Here is a 15001-nt window from a genome sequence, read left to right as displayed (position 1 = left end):
GCCGCCGCGCCGCTGGCAGTCAACTGAAAGCCCATCGACACAGCATTCCTCCTTCTGGAGAACACCATGAAAGACCTGCTCAACCTCTTCAACCAGCAGCGCCAGACGCTGGACTTCGACGCGATCAAGATCGCGCTGGCCTCGCCGGACCTGATCCGTTCGTGGTCCTTCGGCGAAGTGAAGAAGCCGGAAACCATCAACTACCGTACCTTCAAGCCGGAACGTGACGGCCTGTTCTGCGCCGCCATCTTCGGCCCGGTGAAGGACTACGAGTGCCTGTGCGGCAAGTACAAGCGCATGAAGCACCGTGGTGTCGTGTGCGAGAAGTGCGGCACCGAAGTGACCCTGGCCAAGGTGCGCCGCGAGCGCATGGGCCACATCGACCTGGCTTCGCCGGTCGCACACATCTGGTTCCTGAAGTCGCTGCCGTCGCGCATCGGCCTGATGCTGGACATGACCCTGCGCGACATCGAGCGCGTGCTGTACTTCGAAGCGTACGTGGTGACCGAGCCGGGCCTGACCGCCCTGGAGCGCCGCCAGCTGCTGACCGAAGAACAGTACCTCCAGGCCCGCCAGGAGCACGGTGACGACTTCGACGCCGCCATGGGCGCCGAGGCCGTGTACGAGCTGCTGCGCACCATCGACCTGCAGTCGGAAATGACCCGCCTGCGCGAAGAAATCGCCAGCACCGGTTCGGAAACCAAGCTCAAGCGCCTCACCAAGCGCATCAAGCTGATCGAAGCCTTCCTGGAATCGGGCAACCGTCCGGAGTGGATGGTCATGACCGTGCTGCCGGTGCTGCCGCCGGACCTGCGTCCGCTGGTTCCGCTGGATGGCGGCCGCTTCGCCACCTCCGACCTGAACGACCTGTACCGCCGCGTCATCAACCGTAACAACCGCCTGCGCCGCCTGCTCGAACTGAGCGCGCCGGACATCATCGTGCGCAATGAAAAGCGCATGCTGCAGGAATCGGTCGATGCGCTGCTGGACAACGGCCGTCGCGGCCGTGCCATCACCGGCACCAACAAGCGCCCGCTGAAGTCGCTGGCCGACATGATCAAGGGCAAGCAGGGCCGCTTCCGCCAGAACCTGCTCGGCAAGCGCGTCGACTACTCGGGCCGTTCGGTCATCGTGGTCGGTCCGTACCTGCGCCTGCACCAGTGCGGCCTGCCGAAGAAGATGGCGCTCGAACTGTTCAAGCCGTTCGTGTTCGCCAAGCTGCAGCGTCGTGGCCTGGCCACCACCATCAAGGCCGCCAAGAAGCTGGTCGAGCGCGAAGAAGCCGAAGTCTGGGACATCCTGGAAGAGGTCATCCGCGAACATCCGGTGATGCTGAACCGTGCGCCGACCCTGCACCGTCTGGGCATCCAGGCGTTCGAGCCGGTGCTGATCGAAGGCAAGGCCATCCAGCTGCACCCGCTGGTCTGCACCGCGTTCAACGCCGACTTCGACGGTGACCAGATGGCCGTCCACGTGCCGCTCTCGCTGGAAGCCCAGCTGGAAGCGCGTGCGCTGATGATGTCGACCAACAACATCCTGTCGCCGGCCAACGGCGAGCCGATCATCGTGCCGTCGCAGGACGTCGTGCTGGGTCTGTACTACATGACCCGCTCGCTGGAAAACAAGAAGGGCGAGGGCATGGCCTTCGCCAACATCGCCGAAGTCAAGCGCGCCTACGACAACCGCGTGGTGGAACTGCACGCACGCGTCAAGGTCCGCATCACCGAGGTGGTGACCGACGAAGACGGCATCAAGCAGAACAAGACCTCGATCGTGGACACCACGATCGGTCGCGCCCTGCTGGCTGAAATCCTCCCGGAAGGCCTGCCGTTCGCGCTGGCCAACACCGAGCTGACCAAGAAGAACATCAGCCGCCTGATCAACTCCAGCTACCGCCAGCTGGGCTTGAAGGACACGGTCGTGTTCGCCGACAAGCTGATGTACACCGGCTTCGCCTACGCGACCCGCGCCGGCGTCTCGATCGGCATCGACGACATGCTGATCCCGGACGAGAAGAAGGGCATCCTCACCGAGGCCGAAGCCGAAGTGCTGGAAATCCAGGAGCAGTACCAGTCGGGCCTGGTCACCGCTGGCGAGCGCTACAACAAGGTGGTCGACATCTGGTCGCGCACCAACGAGCGCATCGCCAAGGCGATGATGGACACCATCGGTACCGAGAAGGTCGTCAATGCCAAGGGCGAGACCATCGACCAGAAGTCGATGAACTCGCTGTACATCATGGCCGACTCCGGTGCCCGTGGTAGCCAGGCGCAGATTCGTCAGCTGGCCGGTATGCGCGGCCTGATGGCGCGTCCGGATGGCTCGATCATCGAGACGCCCATCAAGGCGAACTTCCGCGAAGGCCTGAACGTGCAGGAGTACTTCAACTCCACCCACGGTGCCCGTAAGGGTCTGGCCGATACCGCGCTGAAGACCGCGAACTCGGGTTACCTGACCCGTCGTCTGGTCGACGTGGCGCAGGACGTGGTGATCACCGAGGTGGATTGCGGTACCACCGAAGGCCTGATCATGACCCCGATCGTGGAAGGCGGCGACGTGGTCGAGCCGTTGAAGGATCGTGTGCTGGGTCGCGTGGTTGCCGAGGACGTGTTCCTGCCGGGCAACGACGAAGATCCCATCGTCACCCGCAACACCCTGCTCGACGAAGCCTGGGTGGCCAAGCTGGAAGATGCCGGCGTGCAGACCATCAAGGTCCGCTCGACCATCTCCTGCGAATCCGCCTTCGGCGTCTGCGGTCGCTGCTACGGCCGCGATCTGGCCCGTGGCCACATCGTCAACATCGGTGAAGCGGTCGGCGTCATCGCCGCACAGTCCATCGGTGAGCCGGGTACCCAGCTGACCATGCGTACGTTCCACATCGGTGGTGCGGCGTCGCGTGCGGCTGCGGTCGACAACATCACCGTCAAGACCACCGGCTCGGTCAAGTTCAGCAACCTCAAGTCGGTCGAGCATGCCAATGGCTCGCTGGTGGCAGTGTCGCGTTCGGGCGAAATCTCGGTGCTCGATGCTCACGGCCGTGAGCGTGAGCGCTACAAGCTGCCGTACGGCTCGATGATCGCCTCCAAGGATGGCGATGCAGTGAAGGCTGGCCAGACCGTGGCCAACTGGGATCCGCATAACCACCCGATCGTTTCGGAAGTGGCCGGTTTCATCCGCTTCATCGACTTCATCGACGGCGTCACCGTCATCGAGAAGACCGACGAGCTGACTGGCCTGGCCTCGCGCGAGATCACCGATCCGAAGCGCCGCGGCGCCCAGGCCAAGGATCTGCGCCCGATCGTCCGCATCGTCGACGCCAAGGGCAACGACCTGACCATTCCGGGTACCGATCTGCCGGCGCAGTACCTGCTGCCGCCGCGCTCGATCGTCAACCTGCAGGACGGCGCCGCTGTCGGCGTGGGCGACGTGGTTGCCAAGATCCCGCAGGAAGCCTCCAAGACCCGTGACATCACCGGTGGTCTGCCGCGCGTGGCCGATCTGTTCGAAGCGCGCAAGCCGAAGGATCCGGCGGTGCTGGCCGAGCGTTCGGGCATCATCAGCTTCGGCAAGGACACCAAGGGCAAGCAGCGCCTGATCATCAAGGACACCGATGGTTCGGAGCACGAAGAGCTGATTCCGAAGTACCGCCAGGTGATCGTGTTCGAAGGTGAACACGTGACCAAGGGCGAAACCATCGTGGACGGCGAGCCGAGCCCGCAGGACATCCTGCGCCTGCTGGGTGTCGAGCCGCTGGCTGCCTACCTGGTCAAGGAAATCCAGGACGTGTACCGCCTGCAGGGCGTGAAGATCAACGACAAGCACATCGAGGTGATCACCCGCCAGATGCTGCGCAAGGTCGAGATCACCGATCAGGGCAGCAGCAAGTTCCTGAACGGCGAACAGGTCGAACGCCAGCGCGTTATCGAGGAGAATGCACGCCTCGGTGCCCGCAACGAGCTGATCGCCCGCTTCGATCCGGTGCTGCTGGGTATCACCAAGGCCTCGCTGGCTACCGAGTCGTTCATCTCGGCGGCCTCCTTCCAGGAGACCACCCGCGTGCTGACCGAGGCTGCCGTCCGCGGCACCAAGGACAACCTGCGCGGCCTGAAGGAAAACGTGATCGTCGGCCGCCTGATCCCGGCCGGTACCGGTCTGTCGTACCACAGCAACCGCCGCCGCGGCGCTTCGGGTCTGACCGACTCGGAGATGCAGGCCCTGACCGGCACCCCGGCTGCAGTCGAGGCGCCGGCCGTTGAAGCCGAAGCTGAACAGGCGTCTGGCGAAGAATGAGGTATCAGGTCCGGCCGAGAGGCCGGACCACCCCATCGGTTCATCGATGGGATTGGGAAAGGGCAGGGGGGATCGTCCGCGATCCACCCTGCCAACCTGAACGGGGTACATGGAGGCCCCCCAGTAACGTTCCAGGATCAGGAACGGGCTTGACAGGAGGCGTTTGACTGCTTTCCTGGCAGGTTGCTACAATCGTCTGTCTCAGCAGGCCAGAATTTTGGCCTGCTTTAACATTTCCGCATCTCTGGCCGGATTTCCGGCCACCAATCAGAAGAACCTACTGATGGCGACGATCAACCAGCTGGTCCGCAAGCCGCGGCAAGCTACTACGTACAAGAGTGCCTCGCCGGCGCTCGACAAGTGCCCGCAGCGCCGTGGCGTCTGCACCCGCGTTTACACCACCACTCCGAAGAAGCCGAACTCGGCTCTGCGCAAGGTTGCCAAGGTTCGCCTGACCAACCAGGAAGAGGTGATCTCCTACATCGGTGGTGAAGGCCACAACCTGCAGGAGCACTCCGTGGTCCTGATCCGTGGCGGTCGCGTCAAGGATCTGCCGGGTGTGCGTTACCACACCGTTCGTGGCTCGCTCGACGCCGCCGGCGTCGCCAAGCGTCGCCAGGCCCGTTCCAAGTACGGCGCCAAGCGTCCGAAGGCCTAAGGAGAGAGCATATGTCGCGTAAGGGTAATACTCCGCAGCGTTCCGTCCTGCCCGATCCGAAGCACGGAAGCGAAACCATCGCCCGCTTCATCAACATGGTCATGCAGAGCGGCAAGAAGTCCGTCGCCGAAAAGATCGTGTACGGCGCCATGGACGTGATCACCGAGAAGAACAGCAGCGCCAACGCCATTGAACTGGTGCAGAAGGCGCTGGACAACGTTGCTCCGGCGGTCGAAGTGAAGTCGCGTCGCGTCGGCGGCGCCACCTATCAGGTGCCGGTCGAAGTGCGTTCGTCGCGCAAGATGGCCCTGGCCATGCGCTGGCTGATCGACTCCGCGCGCAAGCGTGGTGAGAACACCATGCCGAAGAAGCTGGCTGCTGAACTGATCGACGCCTCGGAAAACCGTGGCGGCGCCATCAAGAAGCGCGAAGAAACCCACCGCATGGCCGAAGCCAACAAGGCATTCGCCCACTACCGCTGGTGAGTTTGACGGCCTTGTAAAACAGGCAGGGCAGCACCATTACGGTGCTGCCTCGCGGTCCCGGAAGGACTGCGCCAATCCGAAGGCCGCCGCAAGGCGGCGTTCGGCCATCCGAAATCCAAGAAATCTGAGAGGCTCCCCGTGGCCCGTTCCACTCCCATCGAGCGTTACCGTAACTTCGGCATCATGGCCCACATCGATGCCGGCAAGACCACCACGTCCGAGCGCATCCTGTTCTACACCGGCAAGAGCCACAAGATCGGTGAAGTGCACGACGGCGCCGCCACCATGGACTGGATGGAGCAGGAGCAGGAGCGTGGCATCACGATCCAGTCCGCTGCGACCACCGCGTTCTGGAAGGGCATGGACAAGTCCCTGCCGGAGCACCGTTTCAACATCATCGACACCCCCGGGCACGTTGACTTCACCATCGAAGTCGAGCGTTCGCTGCGCGTGCTCGACGGTGCGGTGTTCGTGCTGTGTGCCGTCGGTGGCGTGCAGCCGCAGTCGGAAACCGTGTGGCGCCAGGCCAACCGTTACAAGGTGCCGCGCATCGCGTTCGTCAACAAGATGGACCGCACCGGTGCCAACTTCTACAAGGTCCGTGACCAGCTGAAGGCAAAGCTCGGCGCCGTCGCCGTGCCGATGCAGCTGCCGATCGGCGCTGAAGAGGGCTTCAAGGGCGTTGTCGACCTGCTGAAGATGAAGGCCATCCATTGGGATGAAGCCTCGCAGGGCATGAAGTTCGAATACGGCGACATCCCGGCCGACCTGCAGGAAAAGGCTGAAGAAGCCCGTACCTTCATGATCGAAGCCGCGGCTGAAGCCAACGAAGAGCTGATGGAAAAGTACCTGGGCGGCGAAGAGCTGGCCGAGGCTGAAATCATCAATGCGCTGCGTACCCGCACCCTGGCCACCGAGATCGTGCCGATGTACTGCGGCTCGGCGTTCAAGAACAAGGGCGTGCAGGCCATGCTCGACGGCGTGATCCAGCTGCTGCCGTCGCCGGTCGACGTGCCGGACGTGACCGGTACCGACGTGGACGACGAAAACGTCGCCATGAGCCGCAAGTCGGACGACAAGGCTCCGTTCTCGTCGCTGGCCTTCAAGATCATCACCGATCCGTTCGTCGGCGCGCTGACCTTCTTCCGCGTCTACTCGGGCACCCTGAACGGTGGCGACACCGTGCTGAACTCGGTGAAGGGCAAGAAGGAGCGCATCGGCCGCATCCTGCAGATGCATTCGAACAACCGCGAAGAGATCAAGGAAGTTCTGGCCGGTGACATCGCCGCTGCCGTGGGCCTGAAGGACACCACCACCGGTGACACCCTGTGCTCGATCGACCAGCCGATCATCCTGGAGCGCATGACGTTCCCGGAGCCGGTGATCTCGATGGCTGTCGAGCCGAAGACCAAGTCGGACCAGGAAAAGATGGGTCTGGCTCTGGGTCGCCTGGCGCAGGAAGATCCGTCGTTCCGCGTCAAGACCGACGAAGAATCCGGCCAGACCATCATCTCGGGCATGGGCGAGCTGCACCTGGACATCATCGTCGACCGCCTGAAGCGCGAGTTCAACGTTGAAGCCAACGTCGGCGCGCCGCAGGTGGCCTACCGCGAAACCATCACCCTGGCCGACGTCAAGTCGGACTACAAGCACGCCAAGCAGTCCGGTGGTAAGGGTCAGTACGGTCACGTCGTGATCGAGCTGTCGCCGCTGACCGCTGCAGACCGTGCCGATGCCAAGCTGGCCCCGGCGATCAAGGATGACTTCCTGTTCGTCAATGACATCACCGGCGGCGTGATCCCGAAGGAATTCATTCCTTCGATCGAAAAGGGCCTGCGCGAAACCATCACCAGCGGTCCGCTGGCTGGCTTCCCGGTGGTGGATGTCAAGGTCAAGCTGGTGTTCGGCTCGTACCACGACGTCGACTCCTCGGAAATGGCGTTCAAGCTCGCTTCGTCGATGGCCTTCAAGCAGGGCTTCGCCAAGGCCAAGCCGGTTCTGCTGGAGCCGATCATGAAGGTCGAGATCGTGACCCCGGAGGATTACCAGGGTGACGTGATGGGCGACGTCAGCCGTCGTCGCGGCGTGCTGCAGGGTTCCGACACCACCGGTGACGGTTCGGCCAGCATCATCAACGCGATGATCCCGCTGGGTGAAATGTTCGGCTACGCCACTGCGCTGCGTTCGCAGACCCAGGGCCGTGCCACCTTCACCATGGAATTCGATCACTACGAGCCGGCGCCGAACAACATCGCCGAAGCCGTCATGAAGAAGGGCTGAGCCTCGCTCAGCCTCTCCTGAAAACCACTTACAAAATCAAGGTATACAACAATGGCAAAGGGTAAGTTCGAGCGCACCAAGCCGCACGTCAACGTCGGCACCATCGGTCACGTCGATCACGGCAAGACCACGCTGACCGCCGCACTGACCAAGATCGGTGCCGAGCGCTTCGGTGGCGAGTTCAAGGACTACTCCTCGATCGACGCCGCGCCGGAAGAAAAGGCTCGTGGTATCACGATCTCGACCGCGCACGTCGAATACGAATCCGAGAAGCGTCACTACGCCCACGTCGATTGCCCGGGCCACGCTGACTACGTCAAGAACATGATCACCGGTGCTGCCCAGATGGACGGCGCGATCCTGGTCTGCTCGGCCGCTGACGGCCCGATGCCGCAGACCCGCGAGCACATCCTGCTGTCGCGTCAGGTCGGCGTGCCGTACATCGTCGTGTTCCTGAACAAGGCCGACATGGTCGACGACGCCGAGCTGCTCGAGCTGGTCGAAATGGAAGTGCGCGAGCTGCTGAGCAAGTACGACTTCCCGGGCGACGACACCCCGATCATCGCGGGTTCGGCCCGTCTGGCGCTGGAAGGCGACCAGAGCGACATCGGCGTGCCGGCCATCCTGAAGCTGGTCGACGCCCTGGACAGCTGGATTCCGGAGCCGGAGCGTGCGATCGACAAGCCGTTCCTGATGCCGGTGGAAGACGTGTTCTCGATCTCGGGCCGCGGCACCGTGGTGACCGGTCGTATCGAGCGCGGCATCATCAAGGTCGGCGACGAAATCGAAATCGTCGGTATCCGTCCGGTGCAGAAGACCACCGTGACCGGCGTTGAAATGTTCCGCAAGCTGCTGGACCAGGGTCAGGCAGGCGACAACGCTGGCCTGCTGCTGCGCGGCACCAAGCGTGACGACGTCGAGCGTGGCCAGGTTCTGGCCAAGCCGGGTTCGATCAAGCCGCACACCAAGTTCGAAGGCGAAGTGTACGTGCTGTCGAAGGATGAGGGCGGCCGTCACACCCCGTTCTTCAACGGTTACCGTCCGCAGTTCTACTTCCGCACCACCGACATCACCGGTGCAGCCCAGCTGCCGGAAGGCGTCGAAATGGTGATGCCGGGTGACAACGTCAAGATGGTCGTCACCCTGATCAACCCGGTGGCAATGGACGAAGGCCTGCGCTTCGCCATCCGCGAAGGCGGCCGTACCGTCGGCGCCGGCGTGGTCTCGAAGATCATCGAGTAATCTGGTAGTATCTGCGCCCCGATGTTGCCTGGGTAGGGCATCGGGGCGTATCAAAATGGGAAAGCAGGCACAGGATGTGCCTTGTGTTCCCCGGACCAGGAAGGGTCAATGCCATTCAGGCGGCGTCAACAGGAGACTGTTGACAGCTGCCTTGCGTGCCATTATGCTTCTACGTCTGGGCAGACCGGGAAACGGGTCTGCCTACGTTTTTGAGGTCCATGGATTGACCTTGTCGGCCTGCAGGAGTGCGGGCCGTCTGTATTCAGGAATTTCATGGGACAAAGCAACCCAGAGGCTTTGTCTGTCGCTCTTTTAACGAAGGAACCTACCGCCATGGCGGACCAAAAGATCCGGATCCGGCTGAAAGCGTTCGATCATCGTCTGATCGACCGTTCGGCCAGCGAGATCGTTGAGACGGCCAAGCGGACCGGCGCGCAAGTGCGTGGCCCGATCCCGCTGCCGACCAAGATCGAGCGTTATACCGTTCTCGTCTCCCCGCACGTCGACAAGGACGCGCGTGACCAGTACGAGACCCGCACGCACAAGCGCGTGCTCGATATCGTTGACCCGAATGACAAGACCGTGGACGCGCTGATGAAGCTCGAACTGGCTGCCGGCGTCGACGTTCAGATCAAGCTGACCTGAGGACTACGACCATGACGAAGAAGTATTCGTTGGGCTTCGTGGGCCGCAAGGCTGGCATGAGCCGCGTGTTCACCGAAGATGGTCGTTCCATCCCGGTGACCCTGATCGAAGCAACCCCGAACCGCATCGCGCAGATCAAGACCGTCGAAACCGACGGCTACAGCGCCGTGCAGGTGACCGTCGGCGCGCGTCGCGCTGCCCTGGTCAACAAGCCGGAAGCCGGCCACTTCGCCAAGGCGAAGGTGGAAGCGGGCCGTGGCCTGTGGGAATTCCGCGTTGAAGACGCGCAGCTCGGCGATTTCGCCGTTGGCGGCGAAGTCAAGGCGGACATCTTCGAAGTCGGCCAGATCGTCGACGTCCAGGGTGTCACCAAGGGCAAGGGTTTCCAGGGCACCATCAAGCGCCACAACTTCCGTATGGGCGATGCAACCCACGGTAACTCGCTGTCGCATCGCGCGCCGGGTTCGCTGGGTCAGCGCCAGACCCCGGGTCGCGTTTTCCCGGGCAAGAAGATGTCGGGCCACATGGGCGCGGTGCAGCAGAGCACCCAGAACCTGGAAGTGGTCAAGGTCGACGTGGAGCGCGGTCTGATCGCGGTTCGCGGCGCCGTTCCGGGCGCGGCGGGTGGCGATGTGATCGTCCGTCCGGCGAGCAAGGCATAAGGAGAGATGACGATGGAACTCGTTATCACGGGTAGCAACAACAAGGTCTCGGTCTCCGACGCCGTGTTCGGTCGCGATTTCAGCGAAGATCTGGTCCACCAGGTCGTCGTTGCTTACCGCAACGCCGGTCGCGCCGGCACCAAGGCGCAGAAGACTCGCTCCGAAGTGGCAGGTACCACCAAGAAGTCGAAGAAGCAGAAGGGCGGCGGCGCGCGTCATGGCGCACTGACGGCTCCGATCTTCGTCGGCGGCGGTGTCACCTTCGCGGCAAAGCCGCGCAGCTTCGAGCAGAAGGTCAATCGTAAGCAGTACCGTGCCGCCATGTGCGCGATCCTGTCCGAGCTGAACCGTCAAGGCCGTCTGACCATCGTGGAGTCCTTCGATGTCGAAGTGACCAACACGAAGGGTCTGATCGCCAAGCTGGCCGGCCTGGAAGTGGGCAAGCGCCCGCTGATCGTCACTGAAGAAGCCTCCGAGCACCTGTACCTGTCCGCCCGCAATCTGCCGTACGTGCAGGTGCGTGACGTCCAGGGCCTGGATCCGGTGTCGCTGGTCGGTGCCGACACGGTCGTCATCACCGCTGACGCGGTCAAGAAGGTCGAGGAGTGGCTGGCATGAACAGCAACGAAAAAATCTTCAGCGTGCTGCGTGCCCCGCGTGTCTCCGAAAAGACCGCGCGCCTGCAGGAACTCTCCAACCAGTATGTCTTCGAAGTTTCGAACGAAGCCACCAAGGCCGATGTAAAGGCCGCGGTTGAGCAGCTGTTCGACGTCAAGGTCGAAGCAGTCAACGTGGTCAACGTCAAGGGCAAGAACAAGTCCTTCCGTAACCGTGCTGGCCGCCGCGGCGATTGGCGCAAGGCGTACGTTCGCCTGGCCGACGGCCAGTCGATCGATGTAACGGCCAAGGCCTGAGGTACATCCCATGCCATTGATGAAATTCAAGCCCACTTCCCCCGGCCGCCGTTCGGCCGTGCGCGTGGTCACTCCCGACCTGCACAAGGGTGCTCCGCACGCCGCGCTGGTCGAGTCGCAGAGCCGCTCGGGTGGTCGTAACCACCATGGCCGCATCACCGTGCGTCACGTCGGTGGTGGTGCCAAGCAGCACTACCGCATCATCGACTTCAAGCGCAACAAGCTGGGCATCCCGGCGCGTGTGGAACGCATCGAATACGATCCGAACCGCACCGCCCACATCGCCCTGCTGTGCTACGTCGACGGCGAGCGTCGCTACATCATCGCCCCGAAGGGTCTGAAGGCGGGTGATCAGGTGATCGCCGGTTCGGACGCCCCGATCAAGGCGGGCAACACCCTGCCGCTGCGCAACATCCCGGTTGGTACCACCATCCACTGCATCGAACTGAAGCCCGGCAAGGGCGCTCAGATCGCTCGCGCCGCTGGTGCGGCCGTGCAGCTGGTGGCTCGTGAAGGCATCTACGCCACCCTGCGCCTGCGCTCGGGTGAAATGCGCAAGGTTCCGGTCGAGTGCTGCGCAACCATCGGCGAAGTCGGCAACGACGAGCACAGCCTGGAAAAGCTGGGCAAGGCCGGTGCCAAGCGCTGGCGCGGCGTCCGCCCGACCGTTCGTGGTGCAGCCATGAACCCGGTTGACCACCCGCACGGTGGTGGTGAGGCGAAGGCCGGCCAGGGTAACCCGCATCCGGTCACCCCGTGGGGTGTCCCGACCAAGGGTTACAAGACGCGCCATAACAAGCGCACTCAGCAGTTCATCGTCCGCGATCGTAGGGGCTAATCGACCATGGCACGTTCACTCAAGAAGGGCCCGTTTGTCGATCACCACCTGGTTGCTAAGGTGGCTGCCGCTGCGGGTAGCAAGCGTCCGATCAAGACCTGGTCGCGTCGTTCGATGATCCTGCCTGACATGGTAGGCGTCACCATTGCCGTGCATAACGGCAAGAACCACATCCCGGTTCTCGTCAACGAGAACATGGTCGGCCACAAGCTCGGCGAATTTGCCATCACCCGGACCTTCAAGGGTCACGGTGGTGACAAGAAGTCGGGCAAGTAAGGAGAGATGACAATGGAAGCGAAAGCCATCCTGCGCACTGCGCGCATCTCCCCGCAGAAGGCTCGTCTGGTCGCTGACCAGGTGCGCGGTCTGCCGGCCGAGCGTGCGGTCAACCTGCTGAAGTTCTCGGACAAGAAGGCTGCCCACCTGATCAAGAAGGTGGTGGAGTCGGCTATTGCAAATGCCGAGAACAACCAGGGCGCCGACGTCGACGAGCTGAAGGTTCAGACCATCATGGTTGATGAAGGTCCGACCCTGAAGCGTTTCATGGCGCGGGCGAAAGGCCGCGGTACCCGCATCCTCAAGCGCACCAGCCACATCACTGTGGTTGTGGGCGCCGCCAAGTAAGCGGATAAGGAAAAGACCATGGGTCATAAAGTTCATCCGATTGGTATCCGCCTCGGCATTTCCAAGGACTGGAACTCCAAGTGGTACGCCAACAAGGCCGAGTTCGCTGGTTACCTGGCAGCCGACCTGAAAGTTCGCGAAATGCTGCGCAAGAAGCTGGCTCAGGCCGGCATCAGCAAGATCCTGATCGAGCGTCCGGCCAAGACCGCTCGCGTGACGATCCACACCGCCCGTCCGGGCGTGGTGATCGGCAAGCGCGGTGAGGACATCGAGAAGCTGCGCAAGGAAGTGAGCGAGATGATGGGCGTCCCGGCGCACATCAACGTCACCGAAGTGCGCAAGCCGGAGCTGGACGCACAGCTGGTTGCCGAATCGATCGCCCAGCAGCTGGAGCGTCGCATCATGTTCCGCCGCGCCATGAAGCGCTCGGTGGGCAACGCGATGCGCCTGGGTGCCCTGGGCATCAAGGTCAACGTTGGTGGCCGCCTCAACGGTGCAGAAATCGCCCGTTCGGAGTGGTACCGCGAAGGCCGCGTGCCGCTGCACACCCTGCGTGCCGACATCGACTATGGCTTCGCTGAAGCCAAGACGACCTACGGCATCATCGGCATCAAGGTCTGGATCTACAAGGGCGAAGTCTTCGATTTCTCCCAGGTTGGCCAGGAAAAGCAGGACGACACCCCGTCGCGCAACGATCGTCACGATCGCGGCGACCGTGGTGACCGTCAGCGCCCGGCCCGTGAAGCGAGGTAACGACAATGTTGCAACCCAAGCGAACCAAGTACCGCAAGGTACACAAGGGCCGTAACGAAGGCCTGAGCTGGAGCGCCAACGCTGTCAGCTTCGGCGAATACGGCCTGAAGGCAACCGCCCACGGTCAGCTGACCGCGCGTCAGATCGAAGCGGCCCGCCGCTCGATCAGCCGCTACGTGAAGCGCGGCGGCAAGATGTGGATCCGCGTGTTCCCCGACAAGCCCATCACCAAGAAGCCCATCGAAGTTCGAATGGGTTCGGGTAAGGGCAACGTGGAATACTGGGTGGCCCAGATCCAGCCCGGCCGCATGATCTATGAAATCGAGGGTGTTACCGAAGACGTGGCACGCGAGGCATTCCGCCTGGCCGCCGCCAAGCTCTCGGTCACCACCACTTTCGTGACCCGGACGGTGCGCTGATGGAACTCAAAACTCTCCGTGAAAAGTCGGCTGACGAACTCAAGGCCCACCTGATCGACCTGCGTAAGGAACAGTTCTCTGTCCGTATGCAGCAGGTCACCGGCCAGCTGCCGAAGACACACGACATCCGCCGGGTCCGTCGCGAGATTGCTCGCGTCAAGACCCTGCTCGGCAGCACGAAGTAAGGATGGCCGCTATGAGCGACAATACTGAAAACAAGGCGCTGCGCACGGTCGAAGGCCGTGTCGTCAGCAACAAGATGGACAAGACGGTTACCGTCCTGGTTGAGCGTCAGGTCAAGCACGCGCTGTACGGCAAGTACATCAAGCGCTCGACCAAGCTGCACGCCCACGATGCCGACAACGCCTGCAAGGAAGGCGATGTCGTCCGCGTGACCGAGATTGCTCCGATGTCCAAGACCAAGAACTGGCGCGTGGTGGAAGTCATCACGCGTGCGGCTGAATAAGGAGTCTGAATCATGATCCAGATGCAGAGCTACCTTGACGTCGCGGACAATTCGGGTGCCAAGCAGGTGATGTGCTTCAAGGTGCTGGGTGGTTCCAAGCGCCGTTACGCCGGTATCGGCGACATCATCAAGGTCACCGTGAAGGATGCAATTCCGCGCGGCAAGGTCAAGAAGGGTGAAGTGTATGACGCCGTCGTGGTGCGTACCCGCAAGGGTGTGCGTCGCGCCGATGGCTCGCTGATCCGCTTCGACGGCAACGCTGCCGTTCTGCTGAACAGCAAGCAGGAGCCGATCGGTACCCGTATCTTCGGGCCGGTGACGCGTGAACTTCGTTCGGAGAAGTTCATGAAGATCGTCTCGCTCGCTCCCGAAGTGCTGTGAGCGACAGGAGATAATCATGGCTAACCGTATCAAGAAGGGCGACCAGGTTGTCGTCAACGCCGGCAAGGACAAGGGCAAGCAGGGCGAAATCGTCCGCGTCGACGGCGACCGTGTGGTCGTCGCCAACGTGAACATCGTCAAGCGCCACACCAAGCCGAACCCGCAGGCAGGTGTTGCCGGCGGCGTGGTCGAGCGTGAAGCGTCGATCCATATCTCCAACGTGAATGTGCTGAACCCGGCTTCGGGCAAGGGCGAACGCGTTGGCTTCAAGGTGCTGGAGGATGGACGCAAACTGCGTGTGTTCCGCTCCAGCGGTGAGGCGCTCGACGCCTGAGGAATGTGAA

General features: G+C 62.5%; 18 protein-coding genes. All 18 read left to right on the top strand.

Annotation, left to right across the window (positions count from 1 at the left end):
• Positions 1-66 precede the first annotated feature (66 nt).
• The 18 genes from rpoC (at position 67) to rplX (ending at position 14991) form a co-directional block, all read left to right on the top strand.
• The gene (gene rpoC / locus DI041_RS15205; RefSeq protein ID WP_046988087.1) at positions 67-4290 is read left to right on the top strand and encodes a DNA-directed RNA polymerase subunit beta'; all 4224 of its coding nucleotides are present in this window, start codon (positions 67-69) and stop codon (positions 4288-4290) included.
• Between the two features lie 283 nt (positions 4291-4573).
• Positions 4574-4948, top strand: coding sequence for a 30S ribosomal protein S12 (gene rpsL, locus DI041_RS15200; protein WP_004145320.1), 375 nt, complete (start codon positions 4574-4576; stop codon positions 4946-4948).
• A gap of 11 nt (positions 4949-4959) precedes the next feature.
• Positions 4960-5433 carry a 30S ribosomal protein S7 gene (rpsG, locus tag DI041_RS15195; protein WP_004145321.1) on the top strand — a complete coding sequence of 158 codons (474 nt, stop codon included), beginning with the start codon at positions 4960-4962 and terminating at the stop codon, positions 5431-5433.
• Between the two features lie 138 nt (positions 5434-5571).
• Positions 5572-7713, top strand: coding sequence for an elongation factor G (gene fusA / locus DI041_RS15190; protein WP_065722846.1), 2142 nt, complete (start codon positions 5572-5574; stop codon positions 7711-7713).
• A 51-nt stretch (positions 7714-7764) separates the two neighbouring features.
• Complete coding sequence (gene tuf / locus DI041_RS15185) at positions 7765-8955, top strand: elongation factor Tu (RefSeq protein ID WP_012510154.1); 1191 nt, start codon at positions 7765-7767, stop codon at positions 8953-8955.
• A 333-nt stretch (positions 8956-9288) separates the two neighbouring features.
• Positions 9289-9600 (top strand): 30S ribosomal protein S10, encoded by a 312-nt coding sequence (gene rpsJ, locus DI041_RS15180; protein ID WP_005408208.1) that lies wholly within the window; start codon positions 9289-9291, stop codon positions 9598-9600.
• A gap of 11 nt (positions 9601-9611) precedes the next feature.
• On the top strand, positions 9612-10262 hold the full coding sequence (gene rplC, locus DI041_RS15175) for a 50S ribosomal protein L3 (protein ID WP_004145336.1): 651 nt from the start codon (positions 9612-9614) through the stop codon (positions 10260-10262).
• 12 nt (positions 10263-10274) lie between these two features.
• Positions 10275-10880: a 50S ribosomal protein L4 gene (rplD, locus tag DI041_RS15170; protein ID WP_004145337.1), complete on the top strand. Its 606-nt coding sequence runs from the start codon at positions 10275-10277 to the stop codon at positions 10878-10880.
• Entirely contained in the window at positions 10877-11176 is a 300-nt protein-coding gene (gene rplW / locus DI041_RS15165) for a 50S ribosomal protein L23 (RefSeq protein WP_004145338.1), read from the top strand. Before rplD ends, rplW begins: the two co-directional genes overlap by 4 nt.
• Positions 11177-11186: 10 nt before the next feature.
• Positions 11187-12014, top strand: coding sequence for a 50S ribosomal protein L2 (gene rplB / locus DI041_RS15160; RefSeq protein ID WP_004145339.1), 828 nt, complete (start codon positions 11187-11189; stop codon positions 12012-12014).
• A gap of 6 nt (positions 12015-12020) precedes the next feature.
• On the top strand, positions 12021-12290 hold the full coding sequence (rpsS, locus tag DI041_RS15155; protein ID WP_004145340.1) for a 30S ribosomal protein S19: 270 nt from the start codon (positions 12021-12023) through the stop codon (positions 12288-12290).
• 12 nt (positions 12291-12302) lie between these two features.
• Entirely contained in the window at positions 12303-12638 is a 336-nt protein-coding gene (gene rplV, locus DI041_RS15150; RefSeq protein WP_004145348.1) for a 50S ribosomal protein L22, read from the top strand.
• A gap of 18 nt (positions 12639-12656) precedes the next feature.
• The gene (rpsC, locus tag DI041_RS15145; RefSeq protein WP_004145350.1) at positions 12657-13391 is read left to right on the top strand and encodes a 30S ribosomal protein S3; all 735 of its coding nucleotides are present in this window, start codon (positions 12657-12659) and stop codon (positions 13389-13391) included.
• A 5-nt stretch (positions 13392-13396) separates the two neighbouring features.
• Positions 13397-13810, top strand: coding sequence for a 50S ribosomal protein L16 (gene rplP / locus DI041_RS15140; protein ID WP_004145352.1), 414 nt, complete (start codon positions 13397-13399; stop codon positions 13808-13810).
• Entirely contained in the window at positions 13810-13995 is a 186-nt protein-coding gene (gene rpmC / locus DI041_RS15135) for a 50S ribosomal protein L29 (RefSeq protein WP_004145353.1), read from the top strand. The genes rplP and rpmC overlap by 1 nt, the downstream gene beginning before the upstream one ends.
• A gap of 11 nt (positions 13996-14006) precedes the next feature.
• Positions 14007-14276: a 30S ribosomal protein S17 gene (rpsQ, locus tag DI041_RS15130; RefSeq protein WP_004145355.1), complete on the top strand. Its 270-nt coding sequence runs from the start codon at positions 14007-14009 to the stop codon at positions 14274-14276.
• Positions 14277-14288: 12 nt separating this feature from the next.
• Positions 14289-14657: a 50S ribosomal protein L14 gene (gene rplN, locus DI041_RS15125; protein ID WP_004145357.1), complete on the top strand. Its 369-nt coding sequence runs from the start codon at positions 14289-14291 to the stop codon at positions 14655-14657.
• 16 nt (positions 14658-14673) lie between these two features.
• Positions 14674-14991, top strand: coding sequence for a 50S ribosomal protein L24 (gene rplX / locus DI041_RS15120; protein ID WP_004145359.1), 318 nt, complete (start codon positions 14674-14676; stop codon positions 14989-14991).
• The last annotated feature ends 10 nt before the right edge of the window (positions 14992-15001 follow it).

It is taken from the genome of Stenotrophomonas maltophilia (assembly GCF_004920835.1).
Lineage (GTDB): Bacteria > Pseudomonadota > Gammaproteobacteria > Xanthomonadales > Xanthomonadaceae > Stenotrophomonas > Stenotrophomonas maltophilia_AQ.
Note: the sequence above shows the minus strand (reverse complement) of the source record. Positions and strands in the feature narration are given on the sequence as shown.

Bases quoted from the DNA above. Each gene is read 5' to 3' on its own strand.
- rpoC (WP_046988087.1), top strand. From the start codon at position 67: ATGAAAGACCTGCTCAACCTCTTCAACCAGCAGCGCCAGACGCTGGAC.
- rpsL (WP_004145320.1), top strand. From the start codon at position 4,574: ATGGCGACGATCAACCAGCTGGTCCGCAAGCCGCGGCAAGCTACTACG.
- rpsG (WP_004145321.1), top strand. From the start codon at position 4,960: ATGTCGCGTAAGGGTAATACTCCGCAGCGTTCCGTCCTGCCCGATCCG.
- tuf (WP_012510154.1), top strand. From the start codon at position 7,765: ATGGCAAAGGGTAAGTTCGAGCGCACCAAGCCGCACGTCAACGTCGGC.
- rpsJ (WP_005408208.1), top strand. From the start codon at position 9,289: ATGGCGGACCAAAAGATCCGGATCCGGCTGAAAGCGTTCGATCATCGT.
- rplC (WP_004145336.1), top strand. From the start codon at position 9,612: ATGACGAAGAAGTATTCGTTGGGCTTCGTGGGCCGCAAGGCTGGCATG.
- rplD (WP_004145337.1), top strand. From the start codon at position 10,275: ATGGAACTCGTTATCACGGGTAGCAACAACAAGGTCTCGGTCTCCGAC.
- rplW (WP_004145338.1), top strand. From the start codon at position 10,877: ATGAACAGCAACGAAAAAATCTTCAGCGTGCTGCGTGCCCCGCGTGTC.
- rplB (WP_004145339.1), top strand. From the start codon at position 11,187: ATGCCATTGATGAAATTCAAGCCCACTTCCCCCGGCCGCCGTTCGGCC.
- rpsS (WP_004145340.1), top strand. From the start codon at position 12,021: ATGGCACGTTCACTCAAGAAGGGCCCGTTTGTCGATCACCACCTGGTT.
- rplV (WP_004145348.1), top strand. From the start codon at position 12,303: ATGGAAGCGAAAGCCATCCTGCGCACTGCGCGCATCTCCCCGCAGAAG.
- rpsC (WP_004145350.1), top strand. From the start codon at position 12,657: ATGGGTCATAAAGTTCATCCGATTGGTATCCGCCTCGGCATTTCCAAG.
- rplP (WP_004145352.1), top strand. From the start codon at position 13,397: ATGTTGCAACCCAAGCGAACCAAGTACCGCAAGGTACACAAGGGCCGT.
- rpmC (WP_004145353.1), top strand. From the start codon at position 13,810: ATGGAACTCAAAACTCTCCGTGAAAAGTCGGCTGACGAACTCAAGGCC.
- rpsQ (WP_004145355.1), top strand. From the start codon at position 14,007: ATGAGCGACAATACTGAAAACAAGGCGCTGCGCACGGTCGAAGGCCGT.
- rplN (WP_004145357.1), top strand. From the start codon at position 14,289: ATGATCCAGATGCAGAGCTACCTTGACGTCGCGGACAATTCGGGTGCC.
- rplX (WP_004145359.1), top strand. From the start codon at position 14,674: ATGGCTAACCGTATCAAGAAGGGCGACCAGGTTGTCGTCAACGCCGGC.